The sequence below is a fragment of the Streptomyces ortus genome (genome assembly GCF_026341275.1).
Taxonomy (GTDB): Bacteria; Actinomycetota; Actinomycetes; order Streptomycetales; family Streptomycetaceae; genus Streptomyces; species Streptomyces ortus.
This window is the reverse complement of the sequence record NZ_JAIFZO010000002.1, coordinates 1,072,455-1,090,703: the sequence shown is the minus strand read 5'-3', so window position 1 is coordinate 1,090,703 and position 18,249 is coordinate 1,072,455. Positions and strand designations below refer to the sequence as shown.

General features: G+C 70.8%; 14 protein-coding genes and 2 pseudogenes. 5 read left to right on the top strand and 11 right to left on the bottom strand.

The window, feature by feature from the left end; all coding sequences use genetic code 11:
- Positions 1–117 precede the first annotated feature (117 nt).
- On the top strand, positions 118–1,698 hold the full coding sequence (locus K3769_RS08075) for a hypothetical protein (RefSeq protein WP_372514888.1): 1,581 nt from the start codon (positions 118–120) through the stop codon (positions 1,696–1,698).
- A gap of 585 nt (positions 1,699–2,283) precedes the next feature.
- Complete coding sequence (locus K3769_RS08070; protein ID WP_372514887.1) at positions 2,284–4,044, top strand: alkaline phosphatase PhoX; 1,761 nt, start codon at positions 2,284–2,286, stop codon at positions 4,042–4,044.
- A 2-nt stretch (positions 4,045–4,046) separates the two neighbouring features.
- Here the strand turns inward: K3769_RS08070 and K3769_RS08065 are convergent.
- The 8 genes and pseudogenes from K3769_RS08065 to K3769_RS08030 form a co-directional block, all read right to left on the bottom strand.
- A pseudogene (locus tag K3769_RS08065) lies at positions 4,047–5,217 on the bottom strand (TerD family protein); the annotation flags it as partial.
- A 91-nt stretch (positions 5,218–5,308) separates the two neighbouring features.
- Complete coding sequence (locus K3769_RS08060) at positions 5,309–5,533, bottom strand: hypothetical protein (protein ID WP_267031286.1); 225 nt, start codon at positions 5,531–5,533, stop codon at positions 5,309–5,311.
- 221 nt (positions 5,534–5,754) lie between these two features.
- Positions 5,755–6,744: a zinc-dependent alcohol dehydrogenase family protein gene (locus tag K3769_RS08055; protein WP_267025748.1), complete on the bottom strand. Its 990-nt coding sequence runs from the start codon at positions 6,742–6,744 to the stop codon at positions 5,755–5,757.
- Positions 6,741–7,622, bottom strand: a complete 882-nt coding sequence (locus K3769_RS08050) for a carbohydrate ABC transporter permease (RefSeq protein ID WP_267025747.1) — start codon at positions 7,620–7,622, stop codon at positions 6,741–6,743. Before K3769_RS08050 ends, K3769_RS08055 begins: the two co-directional genes overlap by 4 nt.
- Positions 7,619–8,560: a carbohydrate ABC transporter permease gene (locus K3769_RS08045; protein ID WP_267025746.1), complete on the bottom strand. Its 942-nt coding sequence runs from the start codon at positions 8,558–8,560 to the stop codon at positions 7,619–7,621. The genes K3769_RS08050 and K3769_RS08045 overlap by 4 nt, the downstream gene beginning before the upstream one ends.
- Positions 8,557–9,927, bottom strand: coding sequence for an ABC transporter substrate-binding protein (locus K3769_RS08040; protein WP_267025745.1), 1,371 nt, complete (start codon positions 9,925–9,927; stop codon positions 8,557–8,559). Before K3769_RS08040 ends, K3769_RS08045 begins: the two co-directional genes overlap by 4 nt.
- 97 nt (positions 9,928–10,024) lie before the next feature.
- Positions 10,025–10,795: a DeoR/GlpR family DNA-binding transcription regulator gene (locus K3769_RS08035; RefSeq protein WP_267025744.1), complete on the bottom strand. Its 771-nt coding sequence runs from the start codon at positions 10,793–10,795 to the stop codon at positions 10,025–10,027.
- A gap of 299 nt (positions 10,796–11,094) precedes the next feature.
- The gene (locus K3769_RS08030; protein ID WP_267025743.1) at positions 11,095–11,931 is read right to left on the bottom strand and encodes an NAD-dependent epimerase/dehydratase family protein; all 837 of its coding nucleotides are present in this window, start codon (positions 11,929–11,931) and stop codon (positions 11,095–11,097) included.
- 296 nt (positions 11,932–12,227) lie between these two features.
- Here K3769_RS08030 and K3769_RS08025 point away from each other — a divergent pair, with 296 nt between their 5' ends.
- A complete protein-coding gene (locus K3769_RS08025) occupies positions 12,228–13,169 on the top strand; it encodes a 5-dehydro-4-deoxyglucarate dehydratase (protein WP_267025742.1) in 942 nt (313 codons plus the stop codon).
- Positions 13,166–14,335, top strand: coding sequence for a hypothetical protein (locus tag K3769_RS08020; protein WP_267025741.1), 1,170 nt, complete (start codon positions 13,166–13,168; stop codon positions 14,333–14,335). Before K3769_RS08025 ends, K3769_RS08020 begins: the two co-directional genes overlap by 4 nt.
- A gap of 153 nt (positions 14,336–14,488) precedes the next feature.
- On the opposite strand, the gene K3769_RS08015 is transcribed toward K3769_RS08020, so the two are convergent.
- Together K3769_RS08015 and K3769_RS08010 are read right to left on the bottom strand one after the other, a co-directional pair.
- On the bottom strand, positions 14,489–15,736 hold the full coding sequence (locus K3769_RS08015) for an MFS transporter (protein ID WP_267025740.1): 1,248 nt from the start codon (positions 15,734–15,736) through the stop codon (positions 14,489–14,491).
- A 90-nt stretch (positions 15,737–15,826) separates the two neighbouring features.
- Positions 15,827–16,804: an NAD(P)-dependent alcohol dehydrogenase gene (locus tag K3769_RS08010; protein ID WP_267025739.1), complete on the bottom strand. Its 978-nt coding sequence runs from the start codon at positions 16,802–16,804 to the stop codon at positions 15,827–15,829.
- A 203-nt stretch (positions 16,805–17,007) separates the two neighbouring features.
- Between K3769_RS08010 and K3769_RS08005 the strand changes: the two genes are divergently transcribed.
- Positions 17,008–17,619 carry a TIGR03086 family metal-binding protein gene (locus tag K3769_RS08005; RefSeq protein WP_267025738.1) on the top strand — a complete coding sequence of 204 codons (612 nt, stop codon included), beginning with the start codon at positions 17,008–17,010 and terminating at the stop codon, positions 17,617–17,619.
- Positions 17,620–17,653: 34 nt separating this feature from the next.
- On the opposite strand, the pseudogene K3769_RS08000 reads toward K3769_RS08005, so the two are convergent.
- Positions 17,654–18,102: pseudogene (locus tag K3769_RS08000) on the bottom strand (sensor histidine kinase); the annotation flags it as partial.
- Between the last annotated feature and the right edge of the window lie 147 nt (positions 18,103–18,249).

The following is an 18,249-nucleotide window of genomic DNA, read 5'->3' as shown; positions in this document are numbered from 1 at the left end:
GGCGGCCCGGGGGCGCCGCGTCGTGCGTCCGGAGGGGCGCCGGATACGCGAGTCGCGTCCAGCAGGGCGCCGAGATACGAGATCGACGTCCGACGTTCGTCCTAGGAGAACCAGCCGATGTCAGACAGCTCCCCCCTGCCGCCGGTGCGTCTGCACTCCGAAGCGGAGCTCGCACGGGACGCGCTCGCCACGCCGCTCCTGTCGCGCGCCGTGCGGCTCGCCCGCTGGGCCGGCCCGGACACCCGGGTCGGCGCCGGAGGCGAACTCGTCGAGGAACAGCTGCCCGCCGCCGCCGCGGAACTCGCGCTCGACGGCGAGGACGCCGCGGCCTACGCCAGCGAGGCCTGGCGGGTGGCCGTGGACACCGGGCTCGTCGAGGTCGTGGACGAGGAGGAGGGCACGGTCGCCGCCGGAGCCGATCTCGCCCTCGTGCTCTCCGGGGCGCCGCAGGATGTACTGGGGCTGTGGCTCGGCGCACTGGAGACGGTCCTGGCCGACGCGAGCGTGCCCGACCTCGACGACCTCGTGGAGGCCATGGACGAGGGCGGCGAGATCGACTTCTCCGCGCTGGACTGGGATCCCGAGGCCGAGGCCGAGTTCCTCGACGGGGTCCTCGGCAACCTCTACCTGCTGACCGCGAGCGAGGACGGACCCGGTGACGGTCCTGTCCCGCTGCCCGCGCTCGCCGCGTCGATGATCGTGCCGGACGACATGGGGGAGCCCACCAACGACGTCCTGGAGCAGGTGTCGGACGCGATGATGCGGCTCGACGACCAGTTCCGGGCGCTGGAACCGGTGGGGCTCGTCGACTTCCAGCCCGTCGACGAGGCGCTCATGGCGGAGGCGGGTGACGAGGCCGCCCTCTCGTCGGGCGAGGCCGTGGACGACACGGACGTCTCCCGGTACGGGATGGTGCGGCTCACCCCGCTCGGGGTGTACGGCATCCGCGCGCGGCTCCTGGAAGCCGGGTTCGCGGCGCCCGCGGTCGGCGACCTCGCGGACAAGGGCGCCGACGTGCTCCTCGACAGCACGTCCACGTTCCCGCCCATGGCCGCACGGGCGGAGACCGAGCAGTGGCTCGCCCGGCGTGAACCCCTCGCCGCCGCACGGGAGTTGCTCGCCGCGGCGCGCGGGGCCGACACGGGCGCGCCGCTGCGGCGGCTGCGCTGCCAGCAGGCGCTGTCCCTCGTCGGTACGGAGGCCGCGCCCGCACTGCACGAGGTGCTCGACGACGGTGAACTGGGCGGGCTCGCACGGGTCTGGCTCACCGAGCGGGGTGTTCCGGACGTGCCCCCGCCGTCCGAGGAGATGGTCTTCTGGCTGACCGTCGACACGATCGCCGCGCAGCTCGCGGCGGAGGGGAACTCCGAGGAGTTGCAGGCGCTGGTGGAGGGGCTCGCGGCGCAGCACGGGTCGTTCTTCGCGGCGGCGTGGCGGGTGGAGCATCCCGCCACGCCGGATGTGCTGGAGGCGATGGGGCGGTTGCACCCGGACAAGAGGGTGGCGAAGGAGGCGCGGAAGGCTGCAGGCGCGGTCGCAACAGGGGCAGTGATCGGGGGCTCCGCCCCGAACCCCGGTCCTCGCGGGCCGGACGGGCTGAACCGCTTCAGCCCGTCCCGGCGACGCAGCCCGTCCAGCGTTTGGGGACGAGCGCTTGCAACGCGATACGAAACAGGAGAGCGCAGCCCCCATACGTGAATGGGAACAGGTGGGGGCGGCGGGGGCGAATTCAAGGGGTGGAGGGGTCGTCCATGGAGGGGCCCTTGCAGGACACCCTCCAGGGTGTCCGGAATCGTGTCCTCGGGACGGGCCGTCCCAGAGGAGCACCTTGCGCGTGACGAACACGACGACGACATCCTCGCCAGACTCCTCGTCACGCCCGTCCCGACGCCACTCACATGGGCCATCGCCAACCGCTCCTCATGAAGATGGCGCGCCTGACGTGCACGTCACTGCAGCTCGCCTCCCATGCGCCGTACGGTCGTGGTCTCGTGCCGGGCCTCGGTACCGAGATTATTCCGGCCGACGGTCCGGACGCGAGGGCTGATGGGCCGTATGGGGTGCGTGGGGCCGGAGGGACGGATCGGGGCGCGTTCACGCAAGGGGGAATCGAAAAGTCGGGCGGCGTTCAAGCGGCGTTAAGTCGCGGGCGGGAACGTGTGGCCGACCCCTCCCGGGTCCACAGCCCTGGGTCCTGGCCCCGGATTCCTGGCCCGTCCCGCAGCCCCAGGGCCCGGGCTCCTGGGGCCCGGCTCGCCGCTCGCCACGGTCACAGGAGACAGCATGTCGCTCACCCGCAGGGACTTCGCCAGACGATCCGCGATCACCGGTGCCGGTGTCGCCCTGATCGGCAGCGTCGGCACACTCGCCACCGCGCCCGGCGCCCTCGCGTCCACGGACACCGAGACCGCGGGCGACGACGGCGACGGCGACGGCGACCGTCATGGGGATGGGGGCGGTGACCGTGACGGTGCCGGGGAGCGGCACGGCGCCGTCGGGTACGGGCCGCTCCTGCCCGACCCGAAGGGCGTCCTCGCGCTGCCCGCCGGGTTCTCCTACCGCGTCGTCACGTACAGCGGGAAGACCAGGCTGGAGTCGGGCGAGTACACCCCCTCCAACCACGACGGCACGGCCACCTTCGAGGGTCCGCGCGGCACGACCCTCCTCGTCAACAACCACGAGCTGAAGGGGCCGCGCGCCAACTGGAAGTACCCGGTGCCGCTGGCCGATGGCCTCGTCTACGACCCGGCCGCCTCCGGTGGCTGCACGGTCGTCGAGGTGCGTCCCGGGGGCGCGGTGGCCGAGTGGGTCGGCATCGCGGGCACCTCCACCAACTGCGCGGGCGGCAGCACGCCGTGGGGTACCTGGCTCACCTGCGAGGAGAACTCCGACCGGGCCGGCGAGAACGGCATGACCAAGGACCACGGGTACGTCTTCGAGGTCGACCCCAGTGATCGGCGGGCCAACCGTGATCCCAAGCCCCTGAAGTTCTTCGGCCGGTACGACCACGAGGCCGTCGTCATCGACCCGAAGCGCGGCCACGCGTATCTCACCGAGGACGACTCCGCGCCCAACGGGTTGTTCTTCCGCTGGAAGCCCCCGCACGGCTTCACGCACGGGCGCGGCAAGTTCCGTACGCTCGCCGACGACGCGGGGGTGCTCCAGGCGCCCAAGTGCTATGACTCCGGCGGCCGTTACGTCGACGACCTGTCCCGTGCCACGAAGATCGGCACGGTGTACGGGGTGGACTGGGTCGACGTGCCCGACCGGGACGCTGGGGCCGTTCCGGTGCGCGAGCAGTTCGACATCGGCGAGGTCACGCGCGCTCGTAAACTCGAAGGGATGTGGTGGGGGGACGGGGGCGTTTACGTCGTGTCGTCGTACGCCCGTGAGGAGAGTCCTGTCCAGCATGATGGGCAGGTTTGGTTCTATGACCCCAAGCGGCGCACGCTGACGTTGAAGGTGCTGCTCGGGGTGAATCCCGATCCGGCGAAGGACGGTGCGTTCGACGGTCCTGACAACATCACCGTGTCGCCTTATGGGGGGCTGGTCATCGCTGAGGACGGTGAAGGCGTTTCGCATCTGTTCGGTGCGACGGACAGTGGGCGTACTTATCCCATTGCTCGCAATGACCTGAATATTGGCTCTGCGGAGCCTGAGTTCAGTGGAATTCACTGGTGTTACTTTTTCGCCCGACGGGAAGGTTTTGTACGCAGCATTCAGGTGCCGGGATCATGGTGGCGATCAAGGGCCTTGGCGGCAGCAGGAAGCAGGGTGACGATCTTCAGGGCCCTGGGGGCCCGCAGGGCTCTTGGTCGCTCCCGCGATGGGTGTGGGTGGGGTGGGGCGTCCGTGCCGGTGTGTCCGTTCCGCGGCGTCTCCGTGCGCACGGCCTGTGTTTCCACGAGGTGGGCGTTTCCAGCGGGGCCGTACGCTGCGGGCAGCCCGACACACCGGCACGGCCCCGCCCCGGTTGCGTCTGCAGGTGCCGGGTGCAGCGGGGAGAACAGGGTGCGTGGGGTGGGGTTAGAGGGCCTGGGCTGAAGTTTGACCATGCCTCGGACCGTGCAGAGATTTGACAAAAAGTTGCAGGGCCGTCATTTCCCATTCGCCGGAGAACTGCTTGATGAGCTTAGCCATCATCACGCCGGTCTGGGGCTCCACTGTGGTGAGGTCGAAGCGGACCAGTTCCTGCGCCCGTCGTGGCGTCCAGGAGACGGCGGTAGGCCTTGGCCACCTCGGTGAACTTCTGGCCCGAGAAGCTGTTGACCGTGAAGACCAGGCCTGTGACCTCTTGGGGGAGGCGGCCGAGGTCCACGACGATCACCTCCTCGTCGCCGCCGCCCTCGCCCGTGAGATTGTCGCCGAGGTGCTTGATCGCGCCGTTCACGATCGAGGCTTGCCGAAGTAGCAGCTGTCGATGTGGTTGCGCTGCGGGCCGTAGGCGATGACCGAGGCGATCCAGGTCGATGTCACTTGCCCCGGTACGCCGGCTCCCAGCCCGAGCCCATCTTCACCTGGGAGAGGAAGGGCTGCCGCCCTTGTGAGGATACGGTCTGGTTCTTCTGGAGGTTCACCCGGCCCTTGTCGAGGTTGATCTTGCCGGTGCCAGCACTTGAGGCGGGAGCAAAGGCGAGGGCGGCCGAAGTGCTGGGGGCGTGGGGGTGGTGACCAGAGGTGCGGGGGCAGGGGAGGGTCTGGGTGTAGGGCGGGGTGCCACAAGGGTTGCGGCAGCGGGTTTCCTCCACCGTTACGCCGAAGTCCGTGGCGATGCCTGCCAGGCCGTTTGAATATCCTAACCTACCGCGCGGGCCTTCCATGCGCCGTTGCGCAGATAGACCTCGACGATGACCAGGGCCGTCTCCGCGCCCAGCTGGGGCGGGGTGAAGGAGGCGAGGACCGCGTTGTCGTCCGCGTTGCGGATGGTGGCCGTCGGTTCGATGCCCTGGAACGTCTGGCCCGCGGCGTCCGGGCTCGCGGTGACGACGATCTTCTCGATGCCCTGGGGCACGGCTGTCGTGTCGACCGTGATCGAGTCGGGGGAGCTGCCGCCGCCGGAGCGGTACGTCCACGCACGCCCTGGCCGGATGGCTGGTTGTAGAAGATGAAGTCGTCGTCGGAGCGCACCTTGCCGTCGGCGGTGAGCAGCAGGCCCGATACGTCGAGCCGCACCGGGGCGGCGACGTCCACCGTCACGCGGGTGACGGGGAGAGGGATGTTCGAGCCGGGGTCATAGCTGTCATGCCGGGTGAACGAGCGGGCTGTCTTTGCCGTTCCCTTACCAAGTGGGTTTTCGGCCGACCGGGTGTCAGTGGCGGTTGCGGGGGTGGTTGCGGGCGGTTCGTTCGTTGCCGTGTTTGTAGTTGCCCGTCCAGCGGGCCATGACGAGCTGAGGGTCGCCCCTTTCCACTTCCGCGAGGAACTGGGTGGCTCTTGCGCCGCGGAGGGTGGTGGCGGGGCGTGCGCCGTGGGTGATCGTGACCGTGTTGTCGGGGTGGTGGTGGGTGTAGGTGAAGCCGTGGGGTTTGGGCATGGGGGAGCGTAGGGCGGGGGGTGGGAGGTGGCCCTGGGTTTCTGCCCCCCGCCCCGCCCCCTACCCGTTCCCGTCACTGCATGGGGCTGCGCACTTCCCCGCTGCGCAGTTTCCCCGCACCCCAGGGCTAAGGGCGCGAGGAGCTGCGCGAACGAGGGCGAGGGAACGCAGCCCCCATGCGTGGTTGGGAACGGGTAGGGGCGGCGGGGGCGAGGAGAGGGTTAGGGGATTACCACGATCTTGCGGCCGATGCCTGAGGCGAACTGGTCCAGGGCCTGGGGGTACTGGTCCAGAGGGAGGCGGTCGCTGATGAAGATGTCCGGGTCCAGGACGCCTGTCGCGAAGAGTTCCGCCGCGCGCTCGAAGCTGTGGAGGACGGCCATGGAACCCGTGATCGTGATCTCCTGGTTGTAGATGCGGTACGGGTCGATCGAGACCCGGGTCGCGTAGTCCGCCACTCCGAACTGCAGGAACGTGCCCGCCTTGGCCACCCGCTCCAGGCCGTCCTGGATCGCCGCCGCGTTGCCCGTGGCGTCCACCACCAGGTCCCAGCCCTGCGGCCGGTCCAGCTCGTCCGCGCTCGTCGCGGAGGCCGAGACGCCCAGCTTCTGGGCGGTCGTCAGACGCTGCTCGTTGATGTCGACCATGTCGACGCTCGCCGCGCCCGTCCGCTTCGCCAGTTCCAGCATCATCAGGCCCATCGTTCCCGAGCCGTAGATCAGGACGTGGGAGCCGAGGCGGGAGTTGAGGACGTCATAGCCGCGGACCGCGCAGGAGAGCGGTTCGATCAGGGCCGCGTCCTGGGTGCGTACGTGCTCGGGGAGCTTGACGCAGTTCGCCACCGGGGCGACCGCGTACTGGGCGGCGCCGCCCGCCGTGGTGACGCCGATCGCGGCCCAGCGCTCACAGAGGTTGTTGTGGCCGGTACGGCAGTAGCGGCACTCGTAGCAGTAGAGGGAGGGGTCCACGGCCACCTGGTCGCCGACCGAGAGTTCGGTGACCTGTCGGCCCACGCCGACCACCTCGCCCGCGAACTCGTGGCCCGGGACGATCGGCAGCTTGGGCGCGAACTCGCCCTGGAGGATGTGCAGGTCCGTGCCGCACAGCCCGCAGGCCGACACCTCCACGACGACCTCGCGGGGGCCCGGCGTCGGGTCCGGGACCTCGGAGACGACGGCCTTTCCCACGGACTCGATGACGGCGGCCTTCATTTCACGGCTCCCAGCGAAAGGCCCTGGACCAGCTTGTCCTGGGCGGCGAACCCCGCGGCGAGCACCGGCAGGGAGACGACGAGCGACGCGGCGCACACCTTCGCCAGGAACAGGCCCTGGCTGGTGATGAAGCCGGTCAGGAAGACGGGGGCTGTCTCCGCCACCACGCCTGTGAGCACCCGGGCGAACAGCAGTTCGTTCCAGCTGAAGATGAAGCAGATGAGGGAGGTGGCGGCGATGCCGGGGAGGGCGATCGGGGCCACGACGCGGGTCAGGATCGTGGGGAGTTTCGCCCCGTCTATCTGCGCCGCCTCGATGATCGCCACCGGGACCTCGGAGAGGAAGGACTGCATCATCCACACCGCGATCGGCAGGTTCATCGAGGTGTAGAGGATGACCAGGAGCCAGATGTTGTCCAGCATTCCGGTGTTCTTCGCGAAGAGGTAGATCGGAAGGAGGCCCGCCACCACCGGCAGCATCTTCGTGGAGAGGAAGAAGAAGAGGACGTCCGTCCACTTCTTCACCGGGCGGATGGAGAGCGCGTACGCGGCGGGCAGGGCGAGGATCAGGACCAGGAGGGTTGATGCCAAGGACGCCACCGTGGAGTTGATCAGGGACGGCCAGGGGCTCGCGCCGCCGCCCGTGCCGAAGAACTCGCGGTAGCCGTCGAGGGTGAGGGGTGCGGCGAAGGAGGGTGGATTCGTCGCCGCGTCCTCCTCGGAGTGGAAGGACGTCAGCGCCATCCAGGCGATGGGGAGGAAGAAGACGATCCCGGCCAGCCAGGCAACCAGGCCGAGGCCCCGTCCCTTGGGGCGGCGGGGGGTGGGATCGGCCGACTGTGTGGTGCTGGGGCGGGCTTGTACGGCGGTTGCGGTCATGCGCGGGACACCTCCTCGCGGAACAGGGACGAGACCACGCGCAGCGCGAAGGTCGCGATGATGATCGAGCCGATGACGACCAGGACGCCGGCCGCGGAGGCGAGGCCGTTCTCGTGCGCCTGGTAGAAGGTCTGGTAGACGGTGTAGGGGAGGTTCGCCGTGCCCAGACCGCCGGATGTGATGGTGAACACCGCGTCGAAGTTCTGCACGATGTAGATCGAGCCGAGCAGGGCGCCCAGTTCGAGGTAGCGGCGCAGATGGGGCAGGGTGAGGTAGCGGAACACCTGCCAGTTGCTCGCGCCGTCGACCTTGGCCGCCTCGATCTGCTGGTGGTCCCGGCTCTGCAGGCCCGCCAGCAGGATCAGCATCATGAACGGCGTCCACTGCCAGACGAGGGACGCCTCGATGGCGAGCAGCGGCGTGTTGGAGATCCAGTCGGGCTGTGGGCCGCCGACGTAGTGCAGCAGACCGTTGAGCAGGCCGTACTCCGGGTTGTAGAGCACGTGCTTCCAGAGCAGGGCCGCCGCTACGGGCACCACCAGGAAGGGTGCGATCAGGAGGGTGCGGACCAGGCCGCGGCCCCGGAACTTGCGGTCCAGGAGGAGGGCGAGGCCGAGGCCCAGGACCAGGCTCGTGAGGACGACGCCGACGGTGAGCAGGATGGTCACCCAGACCGACTTGCGCAGGGCCGCGTCGGTGAGGACCTCGGTGTAGTTGCCGAAGCCCGTGAAGCTGCGGGCGTCCGGGTAGAGGGAGTTCCAGTCGAAGAAGGAGATCACCAGCGTGGCCACGAACGGCAGCTGGGTCACGGCGATCATGAAGATCAGGGCGGGCAGGAGCGGGGCCCGGGTCGCCCAGGCGCGCATGCGGCCGGAGGGCTGCTTCTTCTGGGTGTGCACGGGTGGTGCGGCCACGGGGGCTGTCGTTGTCGCGGTCATCGTCCCTCGTACTCCTCGGCGATCTCCTCGGCCAGCTTCTGGGACTTCTTCAGGGCCGACTCGACGGACTGGCGTCCGGCGATGGCCGCGCTGATCTCCTGCGAGACCTTGGTGCCGAGATCGGTGAACTCGGGGATGCCGACGAACTGGATGCCGGGGGCGGGCCGCGGCTGTACACCGGGGTCGGTGGGCCGGGCGCCCTCGATGGCTTCCTTGGTCATCTCCTGGAAGGCGCCGGCCTCCTTGCGGTAGTCGGCGTTCGTGTACGTCGAGGCGCGCTTGCCGGCCGGTACGTTGGACCAGCCGATCTTGTCGCCCACCAGCTGCTCGTACTCCTTGCTGGACGCCCAGGAGACGAACTTCCACGCCTTGTCGGGGTTTCGGGACGCGTCCTGGATGCCCCAGGCCCAGGTGTAGAGCCAGCCGGAGGACTCCGTCCTGTCGACCGGCGCCGGTGCGTAACCGATCTTGCCCTTGACCGGGGACTTCGCCGACTCCAGGGAACCGGCCGCGGACGTGGCGTCGTACCACATGGCGACCTTGCCCTGGGTCAGGTTGTTGAGGCATTCGGCGAAGCCGGACTGGGCCGCGCCGGACTCCCCGTGCTTGCGGACGAGGTCCACATAGAACTTGGTCGCCTTCTCGAACTCGGGGGAGTCGAGCCGCGCCTTCCAGTCCTTGTCGAACCAGGTGCCGCCGAAGGTGTTCACGACCGTGGTGAGCGGGGCCATGATCTCGCCCCAGCCGGGCAGGCCGCGCAGACAGATGCCCTTCATGCCGGACTCGGCGCCGTCGGCCTTCGCGGCGAGGTCGGCGACCTCGTCCCAGGTCGGGTGGGCGGGCATCTTCAGGCCCTTCTCGGCGAACACGTCCTTGCGGTACATCAGGAAGGACGACTCGCCGTAGAAGGGCTGTCCGTAGAGCTTGCCGTCCTCCGCGGTGAGGGACTGGCGCATGGGCTTGAGGACGTCCTGCTCGTCGTAGCCCGGGTCCTTGGCGACGTACGAGTCCATCTCGTGCAGCCAGTCGTTCTTGGCGTAGATCGGTATCTCGTAGTTGGAGAGCGTCGCGACGTCGTACTGGCCGGCCTGGTTGGCGAAGTCCTGGCTGATCTTGTCGCGGACGTCGTTCTCCGGCAGCACGGTGAAGTTCACCTTGATGCCGGTCTCCTTGGTGAAGTGGGCCGCGGTGAGCTTCTGCAACTCCACCATCTGCGGGTTGTTGACCATGAGGACGTTGATGGAGTTGCCACCGGAGCCCGCACCGCCCGCTCCGGCCCAGCAACCGGAGAGCAGCGGGGCGAGCAGCGTCCCTGCGGCGGCCGCGGCGAACATCGCGCGCGGCCTCCGTCGGCTCTGGGTTCGCATGGATCACTCCTGGATGTATCAGTGCAAATGGGATGACGAAGGGTGTGAAGGAGAGGGGAAGGGGGGTGTGCTGCCTCTGTGGTGGAAGGGGGTGTGCTCAGACGCGGATGACCTGAGGGCCCTGCATCGAGTAGCGGTGGGCCTCGGAGGTGGGGAGGAACGTGCTGGTGACGATCGCCTCCAGGGCGCTGATCTCCGCGAACCTGCAGAAGCTGACGGCGCCGAACTTGGTGTGCACGCCAGCGAAGACCGTGCGCCGCGCGGCTCGGATCGCCTGTGACTTGACCTCGCTGACGGCCGGGTCGGGGGTGGTGAGGCCGTGTTCGCGCGAGATGCCGTTGGCGCCGATGAACGCCAGGTCGATGACGAAGCCCGCGAGCATCTTCGTCGTCCAGTGGTCGACGGTGGCCAGCGTGCCGGGCCTGACCCGGCCGCCCAGCAGCAGAACCGTCTTGTTGTCGGCCTCGGCGAGCGCGCCCGCGGTGGCCAGGGACGCGGTGACCACGGTCAGCGGCCGGTCCCTGGGCAGTGACTCGGCGATGAGCTGGGGGGTGAAGCCCTCGTCGATGAAGACCGTCTCCGCGTCCCCGACCAGCTCGGCCGCCGCGGCGGCGATCCGGCGCTTCTCGGGTACGTGGCTGGTGGCGCGGAAGGCGAGCGTCGTCTCGAAACCGGCGCTCTCCACGGGGTAGGCGCCGCCGTGGGTGCGGCGGACGAGGCCGTGGTCCTCCAGGGCGCGCAGATCGCGGCGCACGGTCTCCCGGGCGACGCCCAGCTCGGCCGCGAGCTCGTTCACGTCGACGGCACCCGTGCGTCGGGCGGTCTTCACGATCGCCCGTTGCCGTTCTTCCGCGCTCATGCCCGACACCCGCTTCCGCTCCCTTGCGTACGCGTCTACTGCCCGTTCGGGCCCGTTCGACCCATGGGGGAAGTTCTACAGCGGGTACGCGCCACTGACCAGGTCTGTTGCGGGTCCGATGGCGCCCGTGTGTGCCCGTTGGGTGAGACGGGTGCCCGCTGCGGACCTGCGGCGGAGCGTAATTCGGGCAGGGAGCGTGCCCGAACGGCGGGGCGGACGGGCCCGTTCGGTGCCCGTCCGCCCGGTGGGGTCGTCCGTATGGGGTGGCCGGAAGTGTCGGCGGGGCCCGCTGTGGGCGGCCGGGAGCGTCAGTGGGGCCACACCGGGGGGTCGGTGACGAAGGCGCCGCCGAGACAGGCGTGGTCCGGGTTCGCCGGGTCCAGTTCGCCCTGTTCCGCGATCAGCTTCCCGGCGTACTGCTCGGAGTCGTCCCGCGGCTCGTAGCCGAGGGCGCGGGCGGTCGAAAGGTCCCACCACAGGCGGGTGTTGGCCGAGGAGCCGTAGACGACGCTGTGGCCGACGTGCTCGGCGGTCAGGGCCGCGTGGAAGAGGCGGGCGCCGTCGCCGGGGCTCATCCAGACCGACAGCATGCGCACGGTGGTCGGCTCCGGGAAGCAGGAGCCGATGCGCACGGAGACGGTCTCCAGGCCGTGCTTGTCCCAGTAGAACTGCGCCAGGTCCTCGCCGAAGGATTTGGAGAGGCCGTAGAAGGTGTCCGGGCGGCGGGGGGTGGTGATGGGGATGAGCGCGCCCGGCTCGTGGGGCGCCTCGCCCTCGGGGCGCGGGGTGAAGCCGACCGCGTGGTTGGAGGAGGCGAAGACGACCCGTCCGACGCCCTCCTCGCGTGCGGCCTCGTACAGGTTGTACGTGCCTTCGATGTTCGCTTTGAGGATCTTCTCGAAGGTGGACTCCAGGGAGATGCCCGCTAGGTGGATGACGGCGTCCACGCCGCGCACGGCCTCTCGCAGGGCCTTCTTGTCGCCGAGGTCCGCGACGATCGCGTCGGGCTCGCCCTCGATGGGGCGCATGTCGAGGAGGCGCAGTTCGTAACCGTAGGCGGGAAGCAGCCCGCGCATCAGGGTGCCGAGTCCGCCGGCGGCGCCGGTGAGCAGGACGGTGCGGGGAGCGGTGCGCGGAGCGGGCATCCTCGGGTCTCCTAGAATCAGCAGCCGTATGCAATGCGTAAGCGTGTACGGCATTCACATCCATGGAAACGCTATGGATCGTTCGCCGCTCGCGTCAAGTGTCGCGCGAAGGGTGGGGCGCCCTATCGGTCGGGTTGATTTCCGGTTCTCTCATGTTCCGAAATTGCTTCGGGAATGCGGGTTTGCCCGCTTGACCGGTCCCGACGGCGAGCTCTAGCGTGGGCGGGTTCAGAGATGTGGACGCAGGTCAGAAACGTGCACGGGTGGCGTGTACGTACATGCTCTAGGGAGAGCCCGTGTCGTCAGCCCCCCTCGCCGCTCGACTCAGTATCCCCAGTGGGCCGCTGTTCTTCCCCGTCACCGCGTACGACCGTGACGGAGCCGTCGATCTCGACGTCTACCGCGAGCACGTCCGACGGGGTGTCGAGGCCGGTGCCGCCGCCGTCTTCGCCTGCTGCGGCACCGGCGAGTTCCACGCGCTCACGCCCGAGGAGTTCCAGGACTGCGTCCGGGCCGCCGTCGAGGAGACCGCGGGCCGGGTACCCGTCGTCGCGGGCGCGGGGTACGGGACCGCCCTCGCGGTGCGGTACGCGCGGCTCGCCGAGGAGGCCGGCGCCGACGGGCTGCTCGCCATGCCGCCGTACCTCGTGGTCGCCGGGCAGGAGGGGCTGCTGCGGCACTACACGGAACTGGCCCGCGCCACCTCGCTCGACATCGTCGTGTACCAGCGGGACAACGCCGTCTTCACGCCGGAGACCGTGGTCGCGCTGGCCCGCACCGAGGGCGTCATCGGCTTCAAGGACGGCACCGGCGACCTCGACCTCATGCAGCGCATCGTCAGCGCCGTACGGTCCGAAGTACCGGGCGGCTTCCTGTACTTCAACGGGCTGCCGACCGCCGAACTCACCGGACTCGCCTACCGGGGCATCGGCATCACGCTCTACTCGTCCGCCGTCTTCTGCTTCGCGCCCGAGATCGCCCTCGCCTTCCACCGTGCCCTGGGCTCCGGCGACGACGCGACCGTGAACCGGCTGCTCGACGGCTTCTACCGGCCGCTCGTCGAACTGCGCGCACAGGGCCGCGGGTACGCCGTCTCGCTCGTCAAGGCGGGCGTACGGCTGCGGGGGCTCGACGTGGGCGAGGTACGGCCGCCGCTGCACGAACCGTCCGAGGACCACCTCAAACAGCTCGCCCAACTGATCGAACGCGGCCACGCGCTGCTGGAGGAGGCCAAGTGAAGGCGGCCACCTTCGTCTATCCGTGGGACGTCAACGGCGACCCCGGGGCGGCGGCACGCATCGCCGGGCTCGGCGTACGGCAGGCGACCCTCGCGTCCGCGTACCACTCCACGCGCGCGCTGACCCCCCGGCACCCCCGCCACCGCGTCGTCACCGCCCGGTACGCCGCCGTCCTCTACCCGCCGGACCCCGGACGCTGGGAGGGGCGCAGGCTGCGGCCGTACCCCGCCGGGGACTGGGCGCCCGGCGACGCGTACGGGGAGGCCGCCGGGGCGCTCGCGGGGGCGGGGCTCGACGTGCACACCTGGGTGGTCCTCGCGCACAACTCCCGGCTGGGCGAGGAGTTCCCGGACACCTCCGTGGTCAACGCCTACGGGGACCGCTATCCGTGGGCACCCTGCATCGCCCAGCCCGAGACGCGCGCCCATCTGACCGACCTGGCCGTCGAGGCGGCCGTACGGCCCGGGGCGGCGGGCACGGAACTGGAGTCCCTCGGCTGGTACGGGCTCCCGCATCTGCACGCCCACGACAAGACGTCGGGCGTGGCGCTCGGGGACGCCGGGACGTACCTGATGTCGCTGTGCTTCTGCCCGTCGTGCCGTGACGGGTATACGCAACTGGGTCTGGATGCTGCTGAGTTGGCGTCGGCCGTGCGGCGCGCCCTGGAGCCGGTGTGGCGTGGTGGGACGCCCGCCGGGGGCTGGGAGACCGTGGAGGAGCTGCTGGGCGGTGAGCTCGCGAGCGCCACGCGCGCGTGGCGCGACTCCGTCGCCCGCTCCCTCCAGACGGACGTCGTCGGCGCGGTCCGGGCGGCGGCCCCCGAGGGCTTCCGGATCCTGCTGCACGCGGACCCGGACTCGTACCACGTGGGCGCGAACGCCGGGGTGGACCCGCGGCACATCCTGACCGTCGCGGACGGTGTGGTCGTGCCGTGCGCGGGAGGGGCCGGGCTGCTCACCCCCTTCGCGGCACACGCCGCAGAGGGGAACGTGCTGGCGGCCAACTTCCCCGTGGTGGCGGGGATGGGCGGCAGCCCCGGGACCCTCTTCGAGGACGCGAGGCGGGCGGCCGGACGAGGGGCCACGGAACTGCGCCTCTACCACGCGGGCCTGGCATCGGCCCAGGACCTGTCACTGGTGACGGAGGCACTGGCCCGACTGACCTGACGGCAACGACGACAGGCCGGGTCGCGGCCGGCCTTTCGCGGACCTGGGGGCCTTGTGCGCCGCACGGCGGTGAGGCGGGGCCGCCGCCCGTCCTACAGCGGCCCGGGGGCTTCATGCGCGCAGCGATGAAAAGCCGGGGCGCAGCCACGTTTTTCAGGGGCGCGGGGAACTGCGCGGCCGGCTCCGGCAGGGCAGCACCGTCAGGAGCCGCGTGACCCCCACCACCGCCAACAGCGCCTGATACGGAACGAGTTCCACAAGAGCCGCGCCCAGCGCGAGCCCCACCGCGTTCGGCGCGAACAGCAACGTGTTCGCGGTCGCCGCCGTGCGCCCCAGGAGCGCGCCCGGAGTCTCCCGCTGGACCGCGGTGAGGGCTGCCACCAGAACGCACGGCAGCCCGACCCCCACCGCCACGGCCGAGGCGAGCGCCACCGCGTCGTACGGGAGCGCGCGAGCCGTCACGGCCACCGCGGTCAGCGCGATGCCGTACCGCCCGAACCGCCGCTCGCCGAGCCGCCGCAGCAGCGGCCCCGAGACCAGGCCGATCGCCACCGACCCGGCGCCCTGCGCGACGTACAGCAGCGCCACGTACGAGGGGGCGTGGCCGAGGCCCTCCGCCACCGCGTAGACCGCCGCGCCGTTGACGCCCGCGAAGAGCATCGTCGTGCCGCCGGCGAGGACGAGCGGGCGCAGCACCGGGTGGCCCCACAGGTAGCGCGCGCCCTCGACGGTCCGGGCCCGCAGGTCCGCGGCGCCCTCCGCCGGACGCGGCGGCGGCTCGTGGACGCGCAGGAGCGTGCAGAGACCCGCGGCGAGGGCGAAGGTGACGGCGTCCAGGAGTGCGACGCGGGCGCCCCCGTAGGCCGCGTACAGGCCCGCTCCGGCGAGCGGGGCGAGCAGTTTCATGCCCTCGTTGGCCGTCATGCGCAGGCCGTTGAAGTCGCCGAGGAGCCGTGGGTCGACGGCGGTGGCCACCAGCGCCGCCTCCGCCGCGTCATGGACGACGCCCGCCGCCCCGTAGACGAGCAGGACGGCGAACAGGATCCACAGGGTGTCCGGCGAGTCGACCGCGAGGAGCGGCAGGAGCAGCACGGCCAGGCCCAGGTCCGTCCCCACCAGCAGCGGTCTGCGGCGCATGCGGTCGGCGAGGGTGCCCAGGGCCGGGCCGATCAGCGTGGGCGCCCAGAGCGCGAAGACGCAGAGCGCGGCCAGGCCGTCCGAGCCGGTCAGGTCCTTCACCCAGATCCCCGCCACCAGCCACATCGCCGACGAGCCGAAACCGGAGACCACGACTCCGCCCAGGTACAGGCTCGCGTTGCGGTCCCGCAGGACGCGGACCACCGCCCATGCCGGCCGGGCCGCCCGGGAAGTCCGCGGTGCCCGCGGTGTCTGTTCCGTCATGCCTGCTGATCGTGGGGCTAAGGCCCGGGGGCGGGGATCGGGCAGGTGCCTTGGACGGGGTACGCGGCAGGGGCGCCGCGGCGTCGTCCCCTAAGGGACGGTGATGACGAGTTTGCCGCGCGGGTGGCCCTTCTCCAAGTGGCGGACGGCCTCGGCGGTCTCGGCGAGGGGGTACGTGCGGTCGACGGGCGGGACGAGCTTGCCGTTCTCGGCGAGGTCCTTGAGGGTCAGCAGGTCCTCGCGGCGGATGACGGCGACGAGGTTGCGCAGGTTCTGCCTGGCGAACGGCGAGAGCAGGACCGCCCGCAGCCCGCGGCTCAGCCCGCCGAACAGCGCGGTGCCGCCCTCGCCGCCGACGATCACCAGGGTGCCGCGCGGCGCCAGGACGCGGCGCAGTACGGACAGGGGGCGCTGTCCCGCGTTGTCGACGACGACGTCGTAGCGGTGCGGGTGCGGGCCGCCGGTGATGTCCCCGGTGGTGTAGTCGATGACGTGCGCGGCACCAAGGGCCCGCACGAAGTCCGCGCCGCCGGGGCCGCACACACCGGTGACCTCGGCCCCGTACAGGGCGGCGAGCTGGACGGCGTAGCAGCCCACACCGCCGGAGGCGCCGATGACGAGGACCCGGCCGCCCGGCTTCGGGCGGGCCGGGCCGCTCAGGGCCTGGAGGGCGGTCGCCGCCGACACCGGAAGGGCGGCGGCCTGCTCGAAGGTCAGGTTGACCGGTTTGAGGGCGAGTTTGGCGGCCTTGGCGCACGCGAACTCGGCGAACGAACCCTCGCAGTTGCCGAAGACCTCGTCGCCCGGCTTGAAGTCGGTCACCTCGGCCCCGACGGCCTCGACCCGTCCGGCGCCGTCCCAGCCCCGTACCGGGTTCTTGGGCCTGCGGAGCCCGAGGACGGCGCGCGCCACCAGCGGGCGGCCCGTCATGAGGTGCCACACCTCGGGGCCGAGACCGGCCGCGCGGATCTCGACCAGTACCTCGTCGTCGCGGGGGACCGGACGCTCGATGTCCCGCAGTTCCAGCAGGTCCGCCGATCCGTAGGCATCCTGGACGATCGCCTTCATGGCGTGGCTCCCCTCGTGGTCCCCGGCGCCGGGAATCTTGTAGGCCCGAGCATTCCGGCGGTTCGAACGCCTGGCCAGATTCCTGAGCACGATCGTGGGAGGAGAAGCGATGAGTTTTCGTACGGCCGACGGTCTACCCCCTGACGACTCCCGGATGACCCCTGGACGACCCCCTGACGACCTTGTGACGAGAGGAGCCCACCATGGGCGACGGCGAGAGCACCGCGAGCACCCTTGACCTGGGTCCGCAGGCCCTGATCGTGGCGCGCGTCGCGGACGCGGTGCGCGAGGACCAGCTGGAGGACGCGACGCCGTGTCCGGACTACGCGGTACGCCATCTGGTCGGGCATCTGACCGGCCTCGCCGCGGCCTTCCGGGACGCCGGGCGCAAGGATCTCGGGGCCACGACGGACACCGCGCCCACCGCCGCCCTGCCCGACGTGACGCCCGGCTGGCGCGGCGAACTGCCCAAGCTGCTGGTCGAGTTGGCCGAGGCCTGGCGCGACCCGGCCGCGTGGACGGGCCAGACGCGGGCGGGCGGGGTGGACCTGCCCGGCGAGATCGCGGGCATCGTCGCCGCCGACGAACTCGTCGTGCACGGCTGGGATCTGGCCCGCGCCACGGGACAGGAGTACGTGCCCGACGAGGCGGCCCTGCGGGTGGCGTACGGGATGCTGGCCGCGTCCGTCGACGACCCGTCGCGCGGCAGCATCTTCGGCCCGGTGGTGGCCGTCCCCGAGAGGGCGCCCCTGCTGGACCGGGTGATCGGGCTGAGCGGGCGGGACCCGGGGTGGCGGGCCGCCGGGGAGCGCTGATCCGACCGGGGACGACCCGGGCTCCGAGGGGATCTCAGACTCCGGGCGGTTCCACCGTGACGCGCAGCCCGCCGGCGGGGCGCGGGGTGAGGGTGAGCGTGCCGTCGTGCGCCCGGGCGATGGTCCTGACGATCGCCAGGCCGAGGCCGACGCCTCCGTGGTCGGTGTGGACGCGCTCGGCGCCGCGCCGGAACGGCTCGGTGAGGGCCGAGGCCTGCTCCGGCGAGATCTTCTCGCCGGTGTTCTCCACCGTGGGCACCACCCCGCCGGGCCGGACGTCGGTCCGCATCCACACCCTGCCCGGACCGGGCAGATTGTGGACGATCGCGTTCTGGACGAGGTTGGTGGTCGGCTGCAGGAGGAGCGCGCGCGATCCTCGGTGGGGGTGAGGTCTCCGCCGGTCTCCAGGGCGACGCCCCGCTTCTCCGCGAGGGGCAGGAGCGTTTCGACGGCCTCCTCCGCGAGGTGGGACAGGTCGACGTGCGTGCTTCGCGGCTCCACTCCGAGCACCAGAACCCGCGGTCGAGGAGCGGCCACCGGACCCCGACGGCAACTTCTTTTGTCGGAAGCATTGACGAAACACGGAGGCGCTTCTAGCTTCATCGCGTCGTACTTCGTACGTCATATATG